Below are 20187 nucleotides of genomic sequence, written 5' to 3'. Positions count from 1 at the left end.
CAGTGCCCAGCTTCTGGAGTTCCGCGACCTGGCACTGACCGACCCGCACGTCGCCAGCCTGCGCGACAAGGTCGAAATGCAACTGGACGCTGAAGTGGATGCCGCCTACCCGGCGCGCTGGCTGGGGCGCGTGGAGGTCACCTGCAACGATGGCCGGCGCCTGAGCGCTGCCATCGACCAGCCCAAGGGCGACCCCGGCAACACCCTTTCGCGACCGGAGCTGGAAGCCAAGTTCCAGCGCCTGCTGGCCTATTCCGGCGCCCGTAGCCCGGCCCAGGGCCAGGCCCTGATCGAGCAGGTCTGGCAACTGCGCGATGCGCCCTCGCTGGCCGCGCTGTACTGATGATGAACAGGTGACCCCATGACTCAAACCGCTCCCCGCCCGCTAGACGGCATCACCGTCATCAGCCTGGAACATGCCATCGCAGCGCCCTTCTGCACCCGCCAACTGGCCGACTTGGGTGCCCGTGTGATCAAGATCGAACGCCCCGGCAGTGGTGATTTCGCCCGGGGTTACGACCAGCGCGTCGATGGCCTGGCCTCGCACTTCGTGTGGACCAACCGCTCCAAGGAAAGCCTCACCCTGGACCTCAAGCAGCCTGCCGCCAGCGGCATTCTTGACGCACTGCTGGCCAAAGCCGACGTACTGGTGCAAAACCTCGCACCCGGCGCCGCCGCACGCATGGGACTCTCGTTCCAGAGCCTGCACCAGCGCTATCCGCGGTTGATTGTGTGCGATATCTCCGGGTATGGCGCAGGCGGCCCCTATGAAAAGAAGAAAGCCTACGACCTGCTGATCCAAAGCGAGGGTGGCTTCGTGTCGGTGACCGGCGGCCCCGGCGATGAAGAAATGGCCAAAGCCGGCTGTTCGATCGCCGATATCGCTGCCGGTATGTATGCCTATACCGGCGTGCTTTCCGCCCTGCTGCTGCGCGATAAGACCGGCCTTGGCAGCAACATCGACGTGTCGATGCTGGAAAGCCTGGTGGAATGGATGGGCTACCCGATGTACTACGCCTACAACGGCGCGCCGCCGCCTGCGCGTGCCGGGGCGGCGCACTCCACCATCTACCCGTACGGGCCATTCCCCACGGGGGGTGGTGGCACGATCATGCTCGGCCTGCAGAACGAGCGGGAGTGGGCGCTGTTTTGCGAAAAGGTCCTGCTGGACCCAGCGCTGGCCAACGATGATCGCTTCAGCGCCAACTTTCGACGCTCAGAAAACCGCGAGGTGCTGCGCCAGATCATCGTCGATGGCTTCGCCAGTTTGTCCTTGGACGAAGTGGTCGCGCGGCTGGAGGAGGCGCAGATCGCCAACGCCCGGGTCAACGACATGCATGGCGTATGGCAGCATCCGCAGCTTAAGGCCCGTGATAGCTGGCGTGCAGTGGACAGCCCAGCTGGCGAATTACCTGCGCTGCTGCCTCCAGGGCGCAATGCCGCATTCGCCCCGCGCATGGACGCGGTGCCGGCCCTGGGCCAACACACCCAGCGCATCCTCGAGGAACTGGGCTTCACGGCAGATCAGCAGGCCAGCCTGGCAGCAGGAGGCGTCGTATGAAAACGGTACGCTCTGCCTTGTTCGTACCCGGCAGCCGCCCCGAGCGCTTCGCCAAGGCCCTGGCTGCCGGCGCCGATGCGGTGATCGTCGACTTTGAGGACGCCGTTGAGGAGCCGCTCAAGCAACAAGCGCGTCAGCACCTGGCGGCATTCCTCCACGCTAACCCGAGCGCGTCGGTGTGGGTCAGGGTTAATGCCCCGCAACACCAGGAGCATGCGCCCGACCTTGCATTCTGTGCGCAACAGCCGGGGGTCGTCGGCGTGCTGCTGCCTAAGGTTGAAAATGCCACGCAGGTCGCGGTCGCCTGGCACAGTGGCAAGCCTGTCTGGCCGATCATCGAAACTGCCAAGGGGTGGCTGGCCTTGGCGCAGATCGCAAGCGCCGAAGGTGTCGAGCGGCTGTCGTTCGGCAGCCTCGACCTGGCACTGGATTTAGGCCTGAACACCGACAGCGACGCTGCCCAGTCTTTTCTGGACCAGGCACGCATGGCCGTGCAACTGCACTCGCGGGCGGCTGGCTTGCAGCCGCCGCTCGACGGTGTATTCCCGGGCATAGCCGATGACCAAGGGCTGCACCGAGCGATGCGTCGCGCCCATGACCTGGGCTACGCAGGCGCGCTATGCATCCACCCCAGGCAGATCCCAGTGATTCACGCCGCGCTCGCGCCCAGCGCCGAACAACTGGCATGGGCACGGCGGGTGGTGGCAGCCAGTGCTGCGGCCAATGGCGCCGGGGCGTTTCAGCTGGACGGGCAGATGGTCGACGCCCCTGTGTTGTTGCGTGCGCAGCGCTTGCTGGACTTAACGACGGGCTAAGCGAGTGCGTTCAGCTAACCTGAATGCAGCCTTACACAAAAGCTGATTCTCCAAACGCTGGCTCATGCTCCATCTTTATGTTCAACCCTCCTACAACAATAAATCAGAGGTGACATCGATGTTGAAACTGACCCAGGCGCTGGTGTGCGCCGCTGCAGTGTCCCTGGCGAGCCTGGCCCAGGCCGCTGACCCCATCGTCATCAAGTTCGCCCACGTCGTGGCTGACAGTACGCCAAAAGGCCAAGGGGCATTAATGTTCCAGAAACTGGTCGCTGCCGATCCTCAGCTCAAGGATAAGGTCAAAGTCGAGGTCTACCCCAACTCATCACTGTTCGGTGATGGCAAGGAGATGGAAGCGCTGTTGCTGGGCGACGTACAGATGCTGGCGCCATCGTTGGCCAAGTTCGAGCACTACAACAAGCAGGTACAGATCTTCGACCTGCCGTTCCTGTTCGACGATCTGGCCGCTGTCGATCGCTTTCAGCAAGGCCCACAGGGCAAGGCACTGCTGACTTCGATGGAAGACAAAGGTATTCACGGCCTTGCCTATTGGCACAACGGGCTCAAGCAACTGTCGGCCAACAAGAAAGTGTTGTTACCCAAGGACGCTCGCGGGCTCAAATTCCGCGTCCAGGCTTCCAGTGTGCTGGAAGAGCAATTCAAGGCCATTCGCGCCAACCCTCGCAAGATGAGCTTCGCCGAGGTCTACCAAGGCCTGCAGACCGGCACGGTCAATGGCACCGAAAACACTTGGTCCAACTATGAAAGCCAGAAGGTCAATGAGGTGCAGAAGTTCTTCACCGAAACCGACCACGGCCTGATCGACTACATGGTGATCACCAACGCCAAGTTCTGGAGCGGCCTGCCGGAGGATGTGCGCAGTGAACTGCAGGCGATCATGGACAAAGTCACCGTCGAGGTGAACAAACAGGCCGAAGCCCTCAACCAACAGGCCCGTCAGAAGATCGTCGACGCCAAGACCAGCGAAATCGACGTGCTGACGCCCGAGCAACGGGAACAATGGCGTGAAGCGATGCGCCCGGTCTGGAAAATGTTCTCCGACCAGATCGGTGCCGACCTGATCAAGGCCGCTGAGGCCTCCAACAAAGCGTCCTGACGTGCTGCCCTGGCCACCCGCATACGGGTGGCCTGTCTTTTCTGTCTGGAGAATCCTATGCAATCGCTCAGGCGAGTCTGGGAGCACTTCGAGGAAGGCATGATCGCCTTTCTCCTGGCCGCCATGACCTTGGTGACATTCACTTACGTGGCGCTCAACAACCTTTACACAATGTTCTACACGCTCAGTGACCACTGGGCCTTCGCCAGCGATTTACTGCTGGGCATCGGTGACCACCTGATGGGCTACGCCCAGGAGATGACCTGGAGCATCGCCCTGACCAAAGCGCTGTTCGGCTGGTTGATATTCTTCGGCATCGCCTACGGCGTACGTACCGCAGGGCACTTGGGCGTGGATGTGCTGGTGCGGCGCACGCCCAAACCAGTGCAACGGGTGCTGGCAATGATCGCCTGTGCCTGCTGCCTGGCCTACGCCGGGCTTTTCCTGGTGGCGAGCATCCGCTGGGTGAGCGCGGTACTGGTGGCGGGGATCGGCGCCGAGGACCTGGATCGCTATGGCATCAAGATCGGCCACATCGCGCTGATCGTGCCGTTTGGCTTCATCCTGGTGATCATCCGCTACCTGGAGATTCTCTACCGCCTATTCACCCACCGCCAGTCTGGCCTGGGCCTGGCTGACGAGGCCGCCGAAGCGAGCAAACTGGCCAATCCGGGTGAGGAGCACCACTGATGACGGTAATCTGCCTGTTCCTGTTGCTGTTCCTGTTCATGTTCCTGGGGGTGCCGATCGCCATTTCACTGGGCCTCTCGGGTGCGCTCTCTATCCTGATGTTCAGCCAAGACTCGCTGAGCTCGCTGGCGATCAAGTTGTTCGAGACCTCCGACAGCTACACCTTCCTGGCCATTCCGTTCTTCCTGTTGTCAGGCGCGTTCATGACCACCGGTGGCGTGGCGCAACGGCTGATCGATTTTGCCAACGCCTGCGTCGGGCACATTCGTGGTGGCCTGGCCATTGCAGCGGTGCTGGCCTGCATGCTGTTCGCCGCGTTGTCAGGTTCGTCACCTGCCACGGTAGCGGCCGTGGGCTCGATCGCCGTTGCCGGCATGGTGCGTTCGGGTTATCCGCGTGAGTTTGGCGCAGGCATCATCTGTAACGCAGGTACCCTTGGCATTTTGATTCCACCTTCGATCGTCATGGTGGTGTACTCGGCCGCCACCGAGACGTCGGTGGGCAAGCTGTTCATGGCAGGTGTGATACCGGGCATTCTGCTGGGGCTGGCGCTGATGGTGACCATTTATATCGTCGCGCGCATCAAGAAGCTCCCAGCACAACCGCGTGCAAGCTTTGCCCAGTGGCTGACCTGCGCTCGCCGCGCGTTCTGGGGCCTGTTGTTGTTGGTGATCATCCTCGGCGGTATCTACAGCGGTATGTTCACCCCCACCGAAGCGGCAGCAGTGGCGGCGGTGTATTCGGCGTTCATCGCACTGTTCGTGTACAAGGACATGCGCATCAAGGACTGCCCGAAAGTCCTGCTGGAGTCGGGCCGACTGACCATCATGCTGCTGTTCATCATCGCCAACGCCATGCTGTTCGCCCATGTGCTGACCACCGAACAGATCCCCCAGCAGATCACTCAGTGGGTGATGTCCGAAGGGCTGACGCCCATCGGCTTCCTGATCATGGTCAACATCGTGCTGCTGGTGGCCGGCAGTTTCATGGAGCCGTCGGCGATCATCCTGATCCTGGCGCCGATCTTCTTCCCGATAGCCATGAAGCTGGGCATCGATCCGATTCACCTGGGCATCGTGATGGTGGTGAACATGGAAATTGGCCTGGTTCACCCACCGGTAGGGCTGAACCTGTTCGTCACCTCGGCGGTGACCGGGCTGACGTTAGGGCAGACGATACGCGCGGCCCTGCCTTGGCTGATGATCCTGCTGTTGTTCCTGGTGCTGGTGACCTATGTGCCGTTCATCTCGCTGGCCCTGCCGGAATGGCTGGGTATGCCATGAACCTCGGTTTCAAAGGTTGAGTCACGGGGTGTATCGACTGTTGCAAGTGCGTTTGCCTGCTCGATACGCCCCTAGGGGCTACGTCAGATCCCTCCTGCGGCCAGCAATTGGCTCATCACCCCCGCCAGGTCCTTGACCATCCTGTCTGCGGTGGGCTTGTGCACGATGACGATTTCATAGCTGTCGACCTCTGGCAGCCCTTGTTCAGGGCCCAGTACCCGGTGCTCGCCTGTTGCTGCGCGCGGCGGCAACAGGCTAATGCCCATGCCGTCGGCCACCGCCGCCTGGATACCACTGAGGCTTGAACTGGTGAAGCTGATCCGCCAGCGCCGGCCCATGCCTTCGATGGCATTGATCATGTCCTCGCGGTACAGGCCACGCGGTGGGAAGGTCACCAACGGGACGGGGTCCAGCTCGAATGCGGGGACGCGCGCACTGTCGATCCATTGCAAGCGCTCCGGCCAGCAGGCCACACCCTCGCGGCTGTTGCGCCGTTGCTTGAGCAGAACCAGGTCCAGCTCACCATTATCGTAGGCCTGGCTAAGGTCACGGCACAGCCCGCTGGTGACCTCGAGTTTGACCTGCGGGTGCTGGCGGCTGAAGGCTGACAGCGCATTGGTGGTGCGCCCACCGACGAAGTCCTCAGGCACCCCCAGACGTACCGTGACCCCAACCATCGCCCCGGCCAGGGCTTGCAGCATCTGATCGTTCAACGCCAGCATGTGTCGGGCATAACCGAGCAGGGTCTGGCCGGCATCGGTGGGCAATACGTCGCGGTTACCGCGTACCAACAGGCGGTGGCCGACCATATCTTCCAGGCGGCGAACTTTCTGGCTGATCGTCGATTGGGTGGAATGCAGGCGCGCGGCGGCGGTGGTGAAGCTGCCGCAGTCGGCCACCACTACCACGGCACGCAGCAGGTCGAGGTCGAAAAGGGAGCTATTGGATTTGACGCTGATGGACATCGGGGTATTCAACAAATCAATGGCATGGCTGAGTTCTACCATGCCTCCAGTAGCCCGGCAACGCGGATGTCTAATCCCCCAGCGCCACCCCTTCGCGGCGCGGGTCAGCCCCACCCGCCCAGCCGTTGGTCGTTCGCTGAATGATCTGCATGCCGCTGGTCATGGTCAATGGCGTCACCTCGTGGCCCCAGGCAGCCAGCTGGCGGATCAACGCCGCACTGGTCAGCCCTGCTTCCACCTCGGTGCCGGCGTTGCGCCTGCCGAAATTGGGCAGATTGGCCGCTTGCTGAGGATCGAGCCGCCAGTCCAGCAAGCCGATCAGCGCCTTGTTCACATAGCCGATGATCTGCGAACCACCTGGCGAACCAAGGCTTGCCAGCAGCTCGCCGGAGTTGCGGGCGAAGACCAGCGTTGGCGCCATCGCCGACAGCGGGCGCTTTCCAGGCTGTACACGGTTGGCCACGGGTTTACCGTTCTCGGCCGGCAGGAAGGAAAAGTCGGTGAGCTGGTTGTTCAGCATGAAGCCGCCGACCAGCAGGTGCGATCCGAAGGCCGATTCCACCGATGTGGTCATGGCCAGTGCCTGGCCACTGTCATCGACCGCAGACAGATGCGAGGTAGAAATGCGCAGTGGCGAGCGGTCTGGGGCCAATGCCAGATGGACGCCAGGTGGGGTACCTGGGCGCGCGTGCTTCATGCTGAACACGCCTACCCGCTGGCTGCGCGCGGCGAGGTAGGCCGGGGCTAGCAACGCGCTAACCGGCACTGGCACATAATCGCTGTCGGCCAGGTACAGGGCTCGATCGGCATAGGCCAGGCGCTCGGCCTCGGCGATCAGGTGCACGGCTTGCGGCGCCGGCTCCAGGCCAGCCACCGAGTCAACTTTGTGCGGCGGCAAATTGGCCAGGTCGTGCTGCGCCGAAGTCAGCTGTAGCGCCTGCAAAATACCCAAGGTCTGTAACACGGTTACCCCACCCGATGACGGCGGCGGCATGCCGCAAATGTTCCAGGCCTTATAAGCGCTGCACAGCGGCTCGCGCTCCTTGGCCTGATAACCCTGCAGGTCTTCGAGTGACAGCATCCCGGCATTGGCGTGCTGACGCACCTGCGCCACCATGGCTTGGGCAATCTCACCGCTGTAGAAAGCCTCGACTCCCTGCTGTGCAATGCGCTGTAAAGTTTGTGCCAGGGCCGGGTTGCGCAACCGCGTGCCAACGGCCAAGGGCTTGCCTTCACGGTCCAGAAAGTAAGCCCCCATGGCCGGCGAGCGGGCAATCGACGGGTCACCGGCAATGAGCGTGTGCAGGCGCGGGGAAACGGTGAAGCCTTCGCGCGCCAGTGCAATCGCCGGCGCGAACAGGTCCTTCCACGGCAACTTACCATGCTGATCGTGGGCCAGTTTCAAAGCCCGCAGTACACCCGGCACACCCACCGAGCGCCCGCCAATTTGCGCTGCGCGAAAGGCCATGGGCGAGCCGTCGGCTTGCAGGAACAGGCGTTCGGTCACCCCAGCCGGTGCAGTTTCGCGGCCATCATAAGCCTGCACACGCTGGCCATCCCAGTACAGGATGAAGCCGCCACCGCCTATGCCACTGGACTGTGGCTCGACCAGGGTCAGCACCATTTGCATGGCAATGGCCGCATCGATGGCACTGCCACCGGCCCGCAGCATCGCTCGCCCGGCCTCGCTGGCCAAAGGGTTGGCGGCCGCCACCATGTGCCGACTGGCACGCACCGGCTGCAGGCCGCTGCGGTAACCGGACTCAAGCTCCGGAGGGGTGGCCAGCACTTGGTCGGCCCAGGCGCCGCCACTGCACGCTGCGAGGCAAACGACAGTGAGCAGGCGCTGCACTAACAAGGCACTACGGTACATCGGCTCGCATCCTTTCATGTGTCAGCCAACTGGGTTCAATGCGCTTTGAGCGCAGCTTCGATCGTCGCCACATCGATTTTGCCCATGTTCATCATCGCCTCGAACGCGCGCTTGGCTGCGGCCTTATCGGGGCTAGTGATCGCTTGCAGCAGAATGCGCGGGGTGATCTGCCAGGAGATACCCCACTTGTCCTTGCACCAGCCACACACGCTCTCACTGCCGCCGTTACTGACGATGGCCTGCCAGAACCGATCGGTTTCGGCCTGATCCTCGGTGCAGACCTGAAACGAAAACGCCTCGCTGTGCCTGAACGCCGTGCCGCCGTTGAGCCCTACACAAGGTATACCCATCACGGTGAACTCGACGGTGATCACCTCACCGGCCTTGCCCGCTGGAAAGTCGCCAGGCGCATGATGCACGGCCACAACCTGGCTGTCTGGAAACGTACTGGCGTAGAAGTTTGCCGCTTCTTCGGCATGCTTGTCGAACCACAGGCAGATCGTGTTCTTGGCAATCATGACAGCGCTCCATTGCACCCTGGAAAATCCTGAGTCTAGTCCGTTGGCTTTTGCCGGCGTGGGTGGCCGACGCGCTGCGCCAGCGCCGATCAATCAGAATAATCCTACTGGCAGCTGCGAAGCCTCCCACAACCTACTTGATGCTCAGCAGAGCATGATGCCTGGCAAAACCTCAGAAGCGACTTTTCGCAAGGAGAAACAGGTTTTGTCGGATTTCCAAACCAAGTTGCAGCACCTGAGTGCCGAGCAGATCGAAGCCTTGTACAGCGATTACGTCAGTGGTGAGAAAATCGCCACGCTGCTGGAACGCTACGCCATCGACATCGCCCCCAGCAGCCTGATCAAGGCGTTCCCGCCGGTACCCTGCCAAGGGCTGCAGTGCCCCTACTGCGCTGTGAGCCTGTACGAGCGGCGCAAAAGCCGCTCGGCCTACAGTTGGAACGACAATCAGGCTTACTGCCCGCGATGCACGCACCGTCACTATTTTCCAGGGCGCAACCAATGGCAACGCGATTGCACCTGCCCACCTTGCCTGGCAGTACGTGAGCGTGCCAGGCAGGCGCGGGCCAGCGAGCAACGCAAGCGCATCGATGAGCACTGGTCATTGGCCAAACACCAGCCCGTGCCGCTGCATACCCTGCCCGTCACCCGTCAATTGCAGCTGTTGGCCATGCTCCAAGTGCGCATGGATGGGCAAAAGGGTTGTGTTCATGCTGCAGAACGAAGCACGGCAGACATGCGCGTCAGCCCGTCCCTAGGCATGGATTCAGCGCTGTTGCTGGCGCTGCACGAAGACCAGATTCTGCTGGTTGACCCCAGCTCGCCGCTGGATGCCTTCAGTAACGACCCCACGCCTAAAGCCTGGCAAAACAAAGTGAGCTGGATCGCCAACGTCAGTCTGGATGGCGAGCACCGGGCCGGCATTGGCAGCCTGTATCGCGCGCTGCGCCTGACATTGGCCAATGGCCCGCAGGCGCGGTGGCGCAGCGAGATCGCCGCAGCCATCGAGCGGCTGAATAAGGAAGAGGTCTGTGCCTATATCGCCACACGCAGTGCAGAGCACGGCTTACCATTCGAGGCCAGGAAGAAAGCCGCTGAAGTGGCCGAGCAGCTGCTTGAGATGCACCCGGTTCGGCATATCTGGTCCCTGACCAACACGGCTGTTCGGGGCGCTCTGGCCTACGTGGCCAGGGCTCGGGTCAGCAAGCAGCATGCCGCCAACACCATTCCCGGCAGAATGCTGTCGATGAGCGAACGGGCCATCAGCGAGCACTGGCAATTCAACGTTTCAAGCCACGACGCCTATCCGCCGCTGTCGGCCATGCGCTGGGCGCTGTTCGAAGTATTGCTGCAACAAGAAGACCATGGCCTGGGCCAGAAGCTCAGCGATTACCTCGCACAGCTGCCTGGGGAAGTCGCCGCCGGCAGCAACACCTGTTACTGCGCGCTGTGTGGTTCGAACCGCGTGCACATAACGGCGCTGCCAGAAGAAACTATCGTCAATTGCAAAGATTGCCTGGCCAGAACCCGGGTGTCGACCTAGCCAGGGCCCATGCCCAGCGCTTACCCTGCCGGGGTCTTTCTAAGCAACATTTTGTTGGTAATTCCTACGCCAAGCAGTGAACCTGCTTACAAAAATGCGGTCTGTCCCTGACGGTCAAGTTACCGACCGGTTCGTCGGCCCTGTCATTGAGCGCGAGCTCCCGGGCCTATTTTTCCTGCAGCAGCGAAGACCCGACATGCCTGAATCCCGCCCCGCCTCCCCTGCCCTCACTGCCCTGCGCGGCAGCCTGCTCGCCGCCTTCGTGGCCCTTGCCGTGCCCGCGCATGCCGAAGAGCCGGCCAGCGATGCGCGCTGGGTCAGCGACAGTCTGAGCACCTACGTACGCAGTGGCCCGACGGACGGCCACCGCATTGTCGGGACCCTCAAGTCCGGGCAGAAAGTCACGTTGGTCGGCAGCCAGGGCAACTACAGCCAAGTACGCGGCCAGAATGGCGATTTGGTGTGGATCCTCACCAGCGACCTGCAGTCGGTGCCTGGCCAGAGCGAGCGCCTGCCGCAACTCGACGCTCAGGTGGCGGAGCTGTCCGGGCAGCTCAAAACCATCGACGACAGCTGGAAGAATCGCGTACAGGGCATGCAAGAGACCCTCGACTCGCGCAAGCAGCTCATTGATGAGCTGCAAGCCCGTAATCAGGCGCTGAACGAACAGCTCGACCAAAGCCAGTCGAGCCTGCGCGATACCCAAGCGCGCCTGGGGGATGAGAACAAACAAGTGATGATGCGTTACATGGTTTACGGGGGCAGCATTGCTGGCGCCGGCCTGCTGGCGGGGTTGATCATTCCGGCCCTGACTCGCGGGCGCAAGAAGAACGACCGCTGGTTCTGACCTGGGGGCTGCTGTGCGGCTTCTTCACGGCCAAAGCCTCGTAGAAGCCGCACAGCACAGACTACCTGCCGCGGGCCTTGTTATAGATGGTTTTGGCGCGGTCAGCCGAGGCTTGGCACTTGGCCCAATCCTTCTCCGCTTGCCCCGCCTTAGCCTGATTGAGCAGCTCGTGGTAGTCATGGGCCATGCCGCCATGCAGCGCCTGGCCGTCGGTTTTCTTGATCTCTTCCAGTTCCTTGATCTTCGCCGCACAGTTGCTTTTCGGGTCGGCGTGGGCGGTAAAACTAAGCACTGAAGCAATTACCAGCAGAGGCACGAGTTTCATGGGTTTCATGGAGCGTTCTCCTGGGCAATCGGGATGGTCATCGAAAGGATTGTTGGCTCGACGCAGGGTCAAGCATAGTCGGCGATAGCGGCGGCGTCGGCTCGGCTTGGGGGCTGAGCGTGCCAATGTCTTTATTGGCGCAAGCGCTCCAGTGCCTCTAGCACGAACCCAGTGGCTCGCTCCATCTCTGCCTCGCGGCAGGCTATGCCCAAATGACGCCACAGCCCCGGCCGAAGTGGCCGCCGCGCGATACCCGGGTGCGGCTCCGAGGCTTCGCCCTCCTGCGGCAGCAACGTTGCGCCATAGCCCGCTGCGACCAAGCGCTTGATCGCATCGTTATAGTTCAGCTCGATGCGTGGTTCGGGATACAACCCCGCTGCCGCGAACCACTCACTGGTTACCCGCGACAACTGGGTACTGCTGTCGTTGAGGATCAACGCCCGCTGGTTGAGCCAGGCCGGAGTGACCTTGGCAGGTGGCTGCCAGCGCGCTGGCACGTACGCCAAGATCGGGTCGCGTCGCCATGGAGTCAGCCTGATGCTCTTACCTGCCGCCTGCGGCAGCGCCACCAGGGCGATGTCCAGGCTTCCATCACGCAAGCGCGCCAACGATGCCTGGGACGTCAGGACCTGAACCTGTACATCGATGCCAGGGTGTTGCCCTTGCAGGTACTCGAGCGCCTTGGGCAGCAGATGCGCAATCGCACCGGTGGAAGCGCCCAGGCGCACCCGGCCGGTCAGGCCTTCGACTTGGCGGCGCACTTCTTCCAGGGCCTGGTCGGCATCGGCCAGCAGACGGCGGGCCCGGGCCAGCAGGGTTTCGCCAATGGCCGTGGGACGCACCTGGTTACGGTTGCGGATCAGCAAAGGTGCGCCGACCCGCGCCTCGAGTTCGGCCACGTGCAAGCTGATGGTGGGCGGCGCCAGGTTGAGCTGCCGGGCGGCTTCGGCAAAAGCGCCCAGGTCTGCAACCACCACCAACGTGCGCAGGCGGTCCAGGCTGATTTCACGCATCGGCGGCGCTCCTTGGTTCAGGAAATCTGAATATCAGTGTCATGATATTCAAATTTTCTTTATGAGTGCCACAGGCGAGCATAGGTCATCTCTTGCCATGATCGGACATCACCATGCATACCCCAGTCGTGTTTATCGACGGCGACCAAGGCACCACCGGCCTGCAAATCCATGCACGCCTACAGGGCCGTAACGACCTGCACTTGCTGACCCTGCCCGACGCCGAGCGCAAAGATCCGCAGTGCCGTGCCAGGGCCATCAACAGCGCGGACATCGCGGTATTGTGCCTGCCGGATAACGCCGCCCGCGACGCGGTGGCGACTATCGAAAACCCGGCTGTGCGGGTGATCGACGCAAGCTCCGCGCATCGCACCACGCCTGGCTGGGTGTACGGTCTGCCGGAGCTTGAGCCTGAACAGGCCGAACGCATTGCCCAGGCCAAACGCGTCAGTAACCCAGGCTGCTACCCCACAGGAGCCATCGCCCTGCTGCGGCCGCTGGTGGACGCCGGCCTGTTGCCGAGCGACTACCCCCTTAGCATTCATGCCATCTCAGGTTACTCCGGCGGTGGTCGCGCAGCCGTGCAACGGCATGAAACGCTGGGAGGTGAACAGGCGCCGACCCTGCAACTTTATGGTTTGGAGTTGGCCCATAAGCACGTGCCTGAAATTCAGCAACACGCCGGCCTGACCACTCGGCCGATATTCCTGCCAGGCTACGCGGCTTATCGCCAGGGCATCGTTCTGAGCATCCCGCTGCAACTGCGCTTGCTGCCCGGCCGCGCCGACGCCGAGCAACTGCAAGCGTGCCTGGAGCAACACTACCAGGGTGCACGGCATGTGCAGGTAATGCCCTTGCATCAGCACGGCCCCGCTGCGGCGCTTGACCCTCAAGCACTGAATGACACCAACGACCTACGCCTGGCGGTGTACGCCAACCCCGAGCACGGTCAGGTGCTGCTCACGGCAGTGTTCGACAACCTTGGCAAGGGCGCCTCGGGAGCTGCGGTGCAGAACCTTGAGCTGATGCTGGCCGCGATGCGCGGCTGAAAAGGGTTTAGACTGTTCACCCCGCGCCAGCCTGGCGCGAGGTGATCCAACCGCAGCCGGAGCCGTCCCCCGATGTTCATTCTCAGCCGCCTCGACAGCGTGCCGCCCGAGTCCTTCCAAAACCAGATCCGCGAACTGGTGATCCACAACGTAGGCGAACTGAGCAGCGTGGCCATCCGCGCCGAAAACCCGTTGTACCCGCTTTATCAGTACGGTGTCGGCATGGAGGTGCACCAGTACCTGCAAGCGATGGGCGGCACCGGCGGTCTGGCCGTGCAACTGACCCTGGCGCTAGATGCCGACGCCCCGGATCAACTGCTTGGGTTCGCCCTGGCCTTGCCGGCCCAGGACACCCCGCAGGCCTGTACCCTGGCGTTCCTGGCCGTACTCCCCAGCCACCGCCGTCAGGGCATTGCCCGCGCGCTGCTGGGTGACCTGCAGGCGCGTTACAACAGTGTCGAGCTCAATGCCTTCGCCCATCAGGTGCCTTGGTTTGAAAGCATGGCCATGCAGGTGGTCGCTGCCAGCGGCCCGCAGGTGCTGATGAGCAGCACCGGCCAGGCCAGCGGCGCGCTCATCGGCCGGGTGGACATCGCGCCGATCTACCAGGCGCCCGAAGTGCTGCAGATCCACACCTACTTGCTGAACCAACATGGCGAAGAAGCCATGCTCGATGCCGAGCAGCAGCGCGATGAATGGCTGGACAGATTGGCCGAACAAGCCAGGCAATGCCTACAGGTGCGCAAGTCGGTGCATTGATCCAGCACCTGGTCGCTGTGTTACTGAGTTTTGGCCGTTGCCCGCTCGACCACAACGTCATCCTTGGCCTGCTGCTGCAGCCGCATACTCAACATGCCCGACAGCGAGATCAGCCACAGCACCAGGAACACAGCAGCGACTGCCAGGTTCGACGCCAGTGACAGGGCGCTGACGACGCCTGAGGCCAAGGCGCCGAAGACCAGCATCAAACAGCCCTGCAAACTTGCCGCCACACCCGCGCGGTCAGGGAACAGCGACATGGAACGGGCCATGGCATTGGAAAAGATGAACCCCTGACCGAAGGCGACCAGCATGATGCCGCCGAGGATGTTCACCAGGCTCAACCCACTGGCGGTCGCTGCGATCCCGATCACGCCCAGCAGAAACAGCGACATACCAGTCCACATCAAATTACGCGGGTCGATGCGCCGGATCAGCGCGCGGTTGACCAGCGTACCGACCAGGTAGCAGCTGCCAACGGCCAGCGCCGTGGTGCCGAAGTACTGGGCACTGTGCCCCAATCGCTCCTGGACGATGTAAGGCCCGAATACGTTCCACAGCAGAAAAGCCGAGAAACTAGAGCCGAGCACGATCACCGATGAACGAAAGCGGGCGTCGGCCAAAATGCAGCGGTAGCCTAAGACCGTCTGCAAAGCTGCCCGCCGCCCGGAATGTGGCAGCGACTCCTTCAGCCCGGCCAGCACGAAGGCCAGCACGATCACCGCGTATACGGCATAGAGGACGAAGTTGTAACGCCAGCCCAAGTGCACTTCGATCACACCGCCCACGTATGGCGCGATCACTGGCCCCAGCCCGAACGCCAGGCTGAGGTAGATGATTGCCACGTAAAAACGCGGCCCTTTGACGATATCCACCAGCAACGCCCGCGCCACCACTTGGCAAGCGCCAATCGCGAAGCCCTGTAGTGCCCGGGCCACTAAAAGCATTTCGATGGATGTGGCAATGCTCGCCACCAAGCTGCCGCCCAGAAACACCAGCAGCCCCAACTTTACTGCCGGTTTGCGGCCACGGGCATCGGCCATCACGCCGAAGAACAACTGGCCGAGGGCATAGAACAACAGCGTGATGGTGATGGTGTTCTGCATCAATGACGGGCTGGCCGACAATTCCCGGCCGATGGAGGGAATACTGGGCGCATACAAGTCGATGGCGATACCGCCGACGCTATTGATCAGCGGCGCCAGAAACACAATGAAATTCTCGTAACGTTTGCTCGCGTTCATGCTTATCTCCAGCACGCCGCGCGTCGTGACGCACGGCGCGTGTCAACCTCAGGCAGATGCCTGACAAGGGAAATGAGGCGTGGCCAGGGCAACGCCCGGGCTAGGTGCGCTCATCCAGATGCTGGGCGCTGACAGCCGCGCTGCGACAACCCTAGGCTGATGTGACATTGTCCATCAGGTATTTGCCTGCCCCACTTGGGAAATGCACGCGCGGCCTACCCACAGCGTCAGGTAGAGCTGCCTACCCGATAACCAAACGATAAGTGGAATGCGTGGGTGGCTGGTTTCAAGAAATCTAATTGCGCTGTGAAAATTTAAAAGTCTGTTTCATTGGTCCCTCGATAACATTTCGGCCACGTGCTCGATCAACGCACGCAAGCTGCTGAGGTCTTTGCTAGCGGTACGCTCACGCGCCCAGATCATGTCCAAGGTGAAGTTGGGAAAGCCCAATGGCGGTTGGCAGATTTTCACCTGCTCAGGGATGCGCAAATGCGGCAATAACCGCGCTGGCAAGGCAAGGGTAGCGGGCACCGCTGCGATGATGTTGACACAAGCCTGATAACCGTTGGCGCGCACCAGCACATTGCGCGAGCGCCCGAGTTTATCCAACCAGCTGTCGACCATGTTCTTTTCCGAGATCCATGGGGTGGGAAATACATGGGACGAAGCGCAGAACTCATCCAGGCTCATAGCGCTGTCGTTTGCCAAGTCCTCAGTGCTGGTCAGGCACACGAAATCATCGTTGAGCACTGCCTGCCACTGCAGCTGCGGGTGCATTTGGTGATAACCAGGCCCGAAACCGATGGCGATATCGATTTCACCTGAAATTAACCGGTCCACCGGCAGGTCGCGGCTCAGGCGGTCCAGATGCAGCGACGTGTTGCTCTGAGTCCGAGACAGCATCGCCAGCGCCAGGGGCAGAAATGACAGTTCGAAATATTCCGGGGCACACAGCCGCCAGATCTTGCGTATGGCCTGCGGCGACAGCGTACTGTCGGCCTCGGCACAGCGGTTGACGGACTCAACGACCACGCGCAGATAGGGCGCGATCTTGTCCGCCTTGGTGGTGGGCTGAAGCACACCCTTTGAAGAAAAAAACAGCGTATCCTCAAAACACCCACGCAAGCGCTTGAGGCAATAGCTGACCGTGGGCTGGCTGACATTCATCAGCTCGGCGGTTCGCTTGGCGCTACCCAATTCAAGCAGGTTGAGAAACACCACGATATCTTGCAGGTCCAGCTGCTTGAGGTAATTGCTGTGAAGCATGGAAATTCCTCCTGAATTTTCCACTCATGAAACAGGGCGCCCTTCGTTGGGCAGGAGCATGAGCATTTGCTTTGACAGTTGCGCAAACTCGATAAGCTGCTCGGCGCTGAGCGGGCCAATACCAGCGCTTGATTCTCAGTATGGGTAAGGACGGCCTTCTCGATCAACGCGTACCCGACGCGATCAGCGCCACTTGAAAGCTACGCTGGTAGTGGCTGGCGGCCATGCGCTCGACCATGCCGGCACTTCTCAGTCGAGCCAGGCGGTTGGTGATAGTCATCGGGTAACGATGCCATTGGTGTTGAGTGCCCGCCAAGGCCGCAGCGCGATGGTGATGTTGATCATGGGTGGGGTTTGGACGTGTGAGCACGTGAAAACCTGATAAAACAGTCAATAAATTGAGGATTTCACAGAAGTTGGCGGTTAATTGAATGACTGGTCAATAATGATGGCCATGTGGCATCATTTAAACAAAAATGATTGTTGAGGGTGAGGCACACATCTAAATCTGCAGCGCATCCAGAGCCTGGCGCCACCCGGTGACCCGGCCATTGGGCCAAGCTCTTGACGCCTGCCTGCAAACGTCAAGGAGCACTTCATGCATTTACGGAATATGCGGATTGGTACTCGCGCTGCTGGTGTATTCGCCTTGTTAGGCCTTCTGGTCCTGATCATGGGCCTGGTCGCTCTCTATGAAACCCGGCAGATGGACGCCGCCACAGACGAGATACGAATAACCTGGATGCCCGCAGTGGCTGCTTTGGGTGACATCAGCACCAACCTGGGCCGTTCCCGCGCTGTGACATTGCGCGCCGCGCTGGATGACAGCGCCGCAGAGCGCGAGCGCAATGTCGAGATGCTCAAGGGCATCAACGCGCAACTTCAGTCGGGCCTCAAAGACTACCAAGACACCATCATCGACGCCGATGACCGCGCCCTTTTCGACGCTTTCATTACTGCTTACCAGCAGTATTCGGGCCTACAGTCGCAGGTCATGCAAGCCATCGCCGCCGGCCAAGTCAACGAAGCCAGGCAACAGATCAGCGGCCCTCTGACCCAATATGCCGACACCATGATGAAAGCCTTGAGCGCCCTGCTCAGCTACAACAGCAAAGGTGCCGAGGACGCATCGCAACGCAGCAGCGATGTGGCCGACCAGGCCTTCACGGCGCTTATCGCCTCGCTGGTGGTGATCATGCTCGCACTGGCAGGCATCGCCGTACTGCTTACCCGTAGCATCGTGGTACCGCTGGCCGAGGCCGTGACCGTGGCCGAGCGGGTAGCCACGGGCGATCTGACCCATGACATAAAGGTGGTTGGCCATGATGAACCCGCCTTGCTGCTAGGCGCCCTGAACCGTATGCAACGCAGCTTGCGCGACACGATCCGCCAGATCGCCGCCTCCTCCGACCAGTTGGCTTCAGCCTCTGAAGAGCTACACACTGTCACCGAAGACACCAGCCGCGGCCTGCATCAGCAAAGCGCAGAGATCGATCAGGCCGCCACTGCCGTCAACCAGATGACCGCTGCCGTGGAAGAAGTGGCGAACAATGCAGTGACCACTGCCGACGCCTCCAAAGGCGCCGACCAGAGTACCCGCGATGGGCAAGAGCAGGTCAATCAGGCCCTGGCATCGATCGAGCACCTGGTCAATGACGTGACCGGCACCTCTACCGAGATCGAGCAGTTGGCCAGCAACGCCAACGAGATTAGCCGGGTGCTGGATGTCATCGGGGCCATCGCTGGGCAGACCAACCTGCTGGCGCTCAACGCGGCGATCGAAGCCGCCCGCGCAGGCGAGGCAGGCCGAGGCTTTGCAGTGGTGGCGGACGAAGTGCGTGCCCTCGCCCACCGCACCCAGCAGTCCACTGCAGAGATCGAGCAGATGATTGCCGGTATTCAAAATGGCACTGAGCGTGCGGTATCGGCGATGCACACCAGCCGCGGCCGGGCAAACGGCACGCTGGAAGTGGCGCAAGGTGCTGGTCAAGCGCTGGAAGTGATCGCCGAGGCCATCGCTTCGATCAACCAGCGCAACCTGGTGATCGCCAGCGCCTCCGAAGAGCAGGCGCAGGTCGCACGGGAGGTGGATCGCAACCTTGTGAACATCCGCGACCTGGCGATGCAGACATCGGCGGGGGCCAACCAGACCAGCGCTGCGGCACAGGACCTGTCACGCCTGGCGGTGGACCTGAACACCATGGTGGCGCAATTCAAGGTCTGATCATAAACAGCAAGGGCCGCGTAGCAGCCCTTGCTGGATCTTCATCGCCAATCAGTCGTTGACGCTGGCCATCCTTGTTGCCTGTTCGGCGGCCTGGCCGCGAGTAGCCAGGCAATAGTACAGCGGCACCGTCACGATCAAGCCGAACAACCAAGAAAGGTCGGCGCCTTCGACAAGGTTGGAGTACGGCCCCACGTACAGCGCGGTATTGGCGAACGGCAACTGCACCAGGATGCCGCAGGCGTAGGCAATGATCGCATGGTGGTTGAAGCGACCATAGATGCCCCCGTCCGCACGGAAGATCGACTTGATATCGTACCGGCCCTTCTTGATCAGGTAGAAGTCGATCAGGTTGATCGAAGCCCAAGGCACCAGCACCAGCAACAGCGCCAGGATCAGGCCGATGAACTGGCCGATGAAGCCTGCCGAGGCGTTCAAGGCTACCATCGCGCAGCCCAGCAAAATCAACGTCGCCAGGATCACGCGTACCTTGATGCTGGGAGTCCAGTCGGCCGCGAAGGTCTGGATCGCAGTCACGATCGACAGCACCGCGCCATACAGGTTGAGGGCGTTGTGGCTGATGATGTTGAGCAGGAACAGCACCATCAGAATCGGCCCCAGCCAACCGGTGGCCTGCTTGACCGCGTCCATCGCATCAACACCTTCGGGCACGCACAGCACGGCGATGGTGCCGAAACTGAAACACAGGATGGTGCCAAGGGTGGCGCCGAAATAGGTCGCCCAGAATGGCTTGGCGATGCCGACTTCCCGCGGCAGGTAGCGTGAGTAGTCAGAGGTGTAAGGGGAGAAACTGATCTGCCAGATCACACCCAACGACACCGTGGCAATGAAGCCTGACCAATTGAAGGCACCGCGGCTCAAGAAGTCGGCCGGCAACGCCTGGGCGAACATCATGATGAACCCGGCCAGCAGTGCCGAACCCATCACCCAGGTGCCGATACGGTTGAGGATATGGATGAAGCGGTAGCCGATCACCCCGATGGCGGTGGCGCTCAACGCCCCGATCACGATCGCACCCGGCATTGGCACACTGGGGGCGATGCCGTGGATGGTCTTGCCCGCCAGCACGATGTT

General features: G+C 61.6%; 18 protein-coding genes and 1 pseudogene. 11 read left to right on the top strand and 8 right to left on the bottom strand.

Annotated features, from left to right (window positions below; genetic code table 11):
- The 6 genes and pseudogenes from J5M56_RS22590 to dctM all read left to right on the top strand — a co-directional run.
- A pseudogene (locus tag J5M56_RS22590) lies at positions 1-343 on the top strand (MmgE/PrpD family protein); the annotation flags it as partial.
- 18 nt (positions 344-361) lie between these two features.
- Complete coding sequence (locus J5M56_RS22585) at positions 362-1561, top strand: CaiB/BaiF CoA-transferase family protein (protein ID WP_207937849.1); 1200 nt, start codon at positions 362-364, stop codon at positions 1559-1561.
- Complete coding sequence (locus tag J5M56_RS22580; protein ID WP_186477921.1) at positions 1558-2376, top strand: CoA ester lyase; 819 nt, start codon at positions 1558-1560, stop codon at positions 2374-2376. Before J5M56_RS22585 ends, J5M56_RS22580 begins: the two co-directional genes overlap by 4 nt.
- Positions 2377-2494: 118 nt before the next feature.
- Complete coding sequence (locus tag J5M56_RS22575) at positions 2495-3493, top strand: TRAP transporter substrate-binding protein (RefSeq protein WP_207937848.1); 999 nt, start codon at positions 2495-2497, stop codon at positions 3491-3493.
- A gap of 57 nt (positions 3494-3550) precedes the next feature.
- Entirely contained in the window at positions 3551-4183 is a 633-nt protein-coding gene (locus J5M56_RS22570; protein WP_186477923.1) for a TRAP transporter small permease, read from the top strand.
- Positions 4183-5466, top strand: coding sequence for a C4-dicarboxylate TRAP transporter large permease protein DctM (gene dctM, locus J5M56_RS22565; protein ID WP_060476995.1), 1284 nt, complete (start codon positions 4183-4185; stop codon positions 5464-5466). The genes J5M56_RS22570 and dctM overlap by 1 nt, the downstream gene beginning before the upstream one ends.
- A gap of 83 nt (positions 5467-5549) precedes the next feature.
- On the opposite strand, the gene J5M56_RS22560 is transcribed toward dctM, so the two are convergent.
- The 3 genes from J5M56_RS22560 to J5M56_RS22550 all read right to left on the bottom strand — a co-directional run bounded on the left by J5M56_RS22560 (position 5550) and on the right by J5M56_RS22550 (position 8822).
- Positions 5550-6431: a LysR family transcriptional regulator gene (locus J5M56_RS22560; protein WP_060477140.1), complete on the bottom strand. Its 882-nt coding sequence runs from the start codon at positions 6429-6431 to the stop codon at positions 5550-5552.
- Between the two features lie 70 nt (positions 6432-6501).
- Complete coding sequence (gene ggt / locus J5M56_RS22555) at positions 6502-8304, bottom strand: gamma-glutamyltransferase (protein ID WP_207937847.1); 1803 nt, start codon at positions 8302-8304, stop codon at positions 6502-6504.
- 35 nt (positions 8305-8339) lie between these two features.
- Entirely contained in the window at positions 8340-8822 is a 483-nt protein-coding gene (locus tag J5M56_RS22550; protein ID WP_207937846.1) for a VOC family protein, read from the bottom strand.
- A gap of 205 nt (positions 8823-9027) precedes the next feature.
- On the opposite strand from J5M56_RS22550, the gene J5M56_RS22545 reads away from it, so the two are divergent.
- Both J5M56_RS22545 and J5M56_RS22540 read left to right on the top strand, forming a co-directional pair.
- Positions 9028-10365: a hypothetical protein gene (locus J5M56_RS22545; RefSeq protein WP_207937845.1), complete on the top strand. Its 1338-nt coding sequence runs from the start codon at positions 9028-9030 to the stop codon at positions 10363-10365.
- Positions 10366-10561: 196 nt separating this feature from the next.
- A complete protein-coding gene (locus J5M56_RS22540; protein ID WP_060480293.1) occupies positions 10562-11212 on the top strand; it encodes a TIGR04211 family SH3 domain-containing protein in 651 nt (216 codons plus the stop codon).
- A 61-nt stretch (positions 11213-11273) separates the two neighbouring features.
- Here J5M56_RS22540 and J5M56_RS22535 read toward each other — a convergent pair whose 3' ends face one another.
- Complete coding sequence (locus J5M56_RS22535) at positions 11274-11546, bottom strand: hypothetical protein (protein WP_186477926.1); 273 nt, start codon at positions 11544-11546, stop codon at positions 11274-11276.
- Between the two features lie 122 nt (positions 11547-11668).
- Entirely contained in the window at positions 11669-12550 is an 882-nt protein-coding gene (locus J5M56_RS22530; protein WP_207937844.1) for a LysR family transcriptional regulator, read from the bottom strand.
- A gap of 113 nt (positions 12551-12663) precedes the next feature.
- On the opposite strand from J5M56_RS22530, the gene argC reads away from it, so the two are divergent.
- Together argC and J5M56_RS22520 are read left to right on the top strand one after the other, a co-directional pair.
- Positions 12664-13599: an N-acetyl-gamma-glutamyl-phosphate reductase gene (argC, locus tag J5M56_RS22525; RefSeq protein WP_207937843.1), complete on the top strand. Its 936-nt coding sequence runs from the start codon at positions 12664-12666 to the stop codon at positions 13597-13599.
- Between the two features lie 72 nt (positions 13600-13671).
- Entirely contained in the window at positions 13672-14358 is a 687-nt protein-coding gene (locus tag J5M56_RS22520) for a GNAT family N-acetyltransferase (RefSeq protein ID WP_060480289.1), read from the top strand.
- 20 nt (positions 14359-14378) lie between these two features.
- On the opposite strand, the gene J5M56_RS22515 is transcribed toward J5M56_RS22520, so the two are convergent.
- Together J5M56_RS22515 and J5M56_RS22510 are read right to left on the bottom strand one after the other, a co-directional pair.
- Positions 14379-15602, bottom strand: coding sequence for a multidrug effflux MFS transporter (locus J5M56_RS22515; RefSeq protein ID WP_207937842.1), 1224 nt, complete (start codon positions 15600-15602; stop codon positions 14379-14381).
- Positions 15603-15929: 327 nt separating this feature from the next.
- Entirely contained in the window at positions 15930-16868 is a 939-nt protein-coding gene (locus J5M56_RS22510; RefSeq protein WP_207937841.1) for a LysR family transcriptional regulator, read from the bottom strand.
- A gap of 598 nt (positions 16869-17466) precedes the next feature.
- Between J5M56_RS22510 and J5M56_RS22505 the strand changes: the two genes are divergently transcribed.
- Positions 17467-19092: a methyl-accepting chemotaxis protein gene (locus tag J5M56_RS22505; RefSeq protein ID WP_207937840.1), complete on the top strand. Its 1626-nt coding sequence runs from the start codon at positions 17467-17469 to the stop codon at positions 19090-19092.
- 51 nt (positions 19093-19143) lie between these two features.
- On the opposite strand, the gene J5M56_RS22500 is transcribed toward J5M56_RS22505, so the two are convergent.
- The coding region (locus J5M56_RS22500; protein WP_207937839.1) for a cytosine permease at positions 19144-20187 on the bottom strand (1044 nt) is incomplete at its 5' end.

The sequence above is a fragment of the Pseudomonas sp. 51_B genome (assembly GCF_017491595.1).
GTDB classification, from domain to species: Bacteria; Pseudomonadota; Gammaproteobacteria; order Pseudomonadales; family Pseudomonadaceae; genus Aquipseudomonas; species Aquipseudomonas promysalinigenes.
This window is presented reverse-complemented; position numbering and strand designations above follow the sequence as displayed.

Coding starts and splice junctions, on each gene's coding strand:
- J5M56_RS22550 (WP_207937846.1), bottom strand. CDS start 8,822: ATGATTGCCAAGAACACGATCTGCCTGTGGTTCGACAAGCATGCCGAA.
- dctM (WP_060476995.1), top strand. CDS start 4,183: ATGACGGTAATCTGCCTGTTCCTGTTGCTGTTCCTGTTCATGTTCCTG.
- J5M56_RS22530 (WP_207937844.1), bottom strand. CDS start 12,550: ATGCGTGAAATCAGCCTGGACCGCCTGCGCACGTTGGTGGTGGTTGCA.
- argC (WP_207937843.1), top strand. CDS start 12,664: ATGCATACCCCAGTCGTGTTTATCGACGGCGACCAAGGCACCACCGGC.
- J5M56_RS22560 (WP_060477140.1), bottom strand. CDS start 6,431: ATGTCCATCAGCGTCAAATCCAATAGCTCCCTTTTCGACCTCGACCTG.
- J5M56_RS22540 (WP_060480293.1), top strand. CDS start 10,562: ATGCCTGAATCCCGCCCCGCCTCCCCTGCCCTCACTGCCCTGCGCGGC.
- J5M56_RS22505 (WP_207937840.1), top strand. CDS start 17,467: ATGCATTTACGGAATATGCGGATTGGTACTCGCGCTGCTGGTGTATTC.
- J5M56_RS22570 (WP_186477923.1), top strand. CDS start 3,551: ATGCAATCGCTCAGGCGAGTCTGGGAGCACTTCGAGGAAGGCATGATC.
- J5M56_RS22535 (WP_186477926.1), bottom strand. CDS start 11,546: ATGAAACCCATGAAACTCGTGCCTCTGCTGGTAATTGCTTCAGTGCTT.
- J5M56_RS22510 (WP_207937841.1), bottom strand. CDS start 16,868: ATGCTTCACAGCAATTACCTCAAGCAGCTGGACCTGCAAGATATCGTG.
- ggt (WP_207937847.1), bottom strand. CDS start 8,304: ATGTACCGTAGTGCCTTGTTAGTGCAGCGCCTGCTCACTGTCGTTTGC.
- J5M56_RS22580 (WP_186477921.1), top strand. CDS start 1,558: ATGAAAACGGTACGCTCTGCCTTGTTCGTACCCGGCAGCCGCCCCGAG.
- J5M56_RS22575 (WP_207937848.1), top strand. CDS start 2,495: ATGTTGAAACTGACCCAGGCGCTGGTGTGCGCCGCTGCAGTGTCCCTG.
- J5M56_RS22585 (WP_207937849.1), top strand. CDS start 362: ATGACTCAAACCGCTCCCCGCCCGCTAGACGGCATCACCGTCATCAGC.
- J5M56_RS22520 (WP_060480289.1), top strand. CDS start 13,672: ATGTTCATTCTCAGCCGCCTCGACAGCGTGCCGCCCGAGTCCTTCCAA.
- J5M56_RS22515 (WP_207937842.1), bottom strand. CDS start 15,602: ATGAACGCGAGCAAACGTTACGAGAATTTCATTGTGTTTCTGGCGCCG.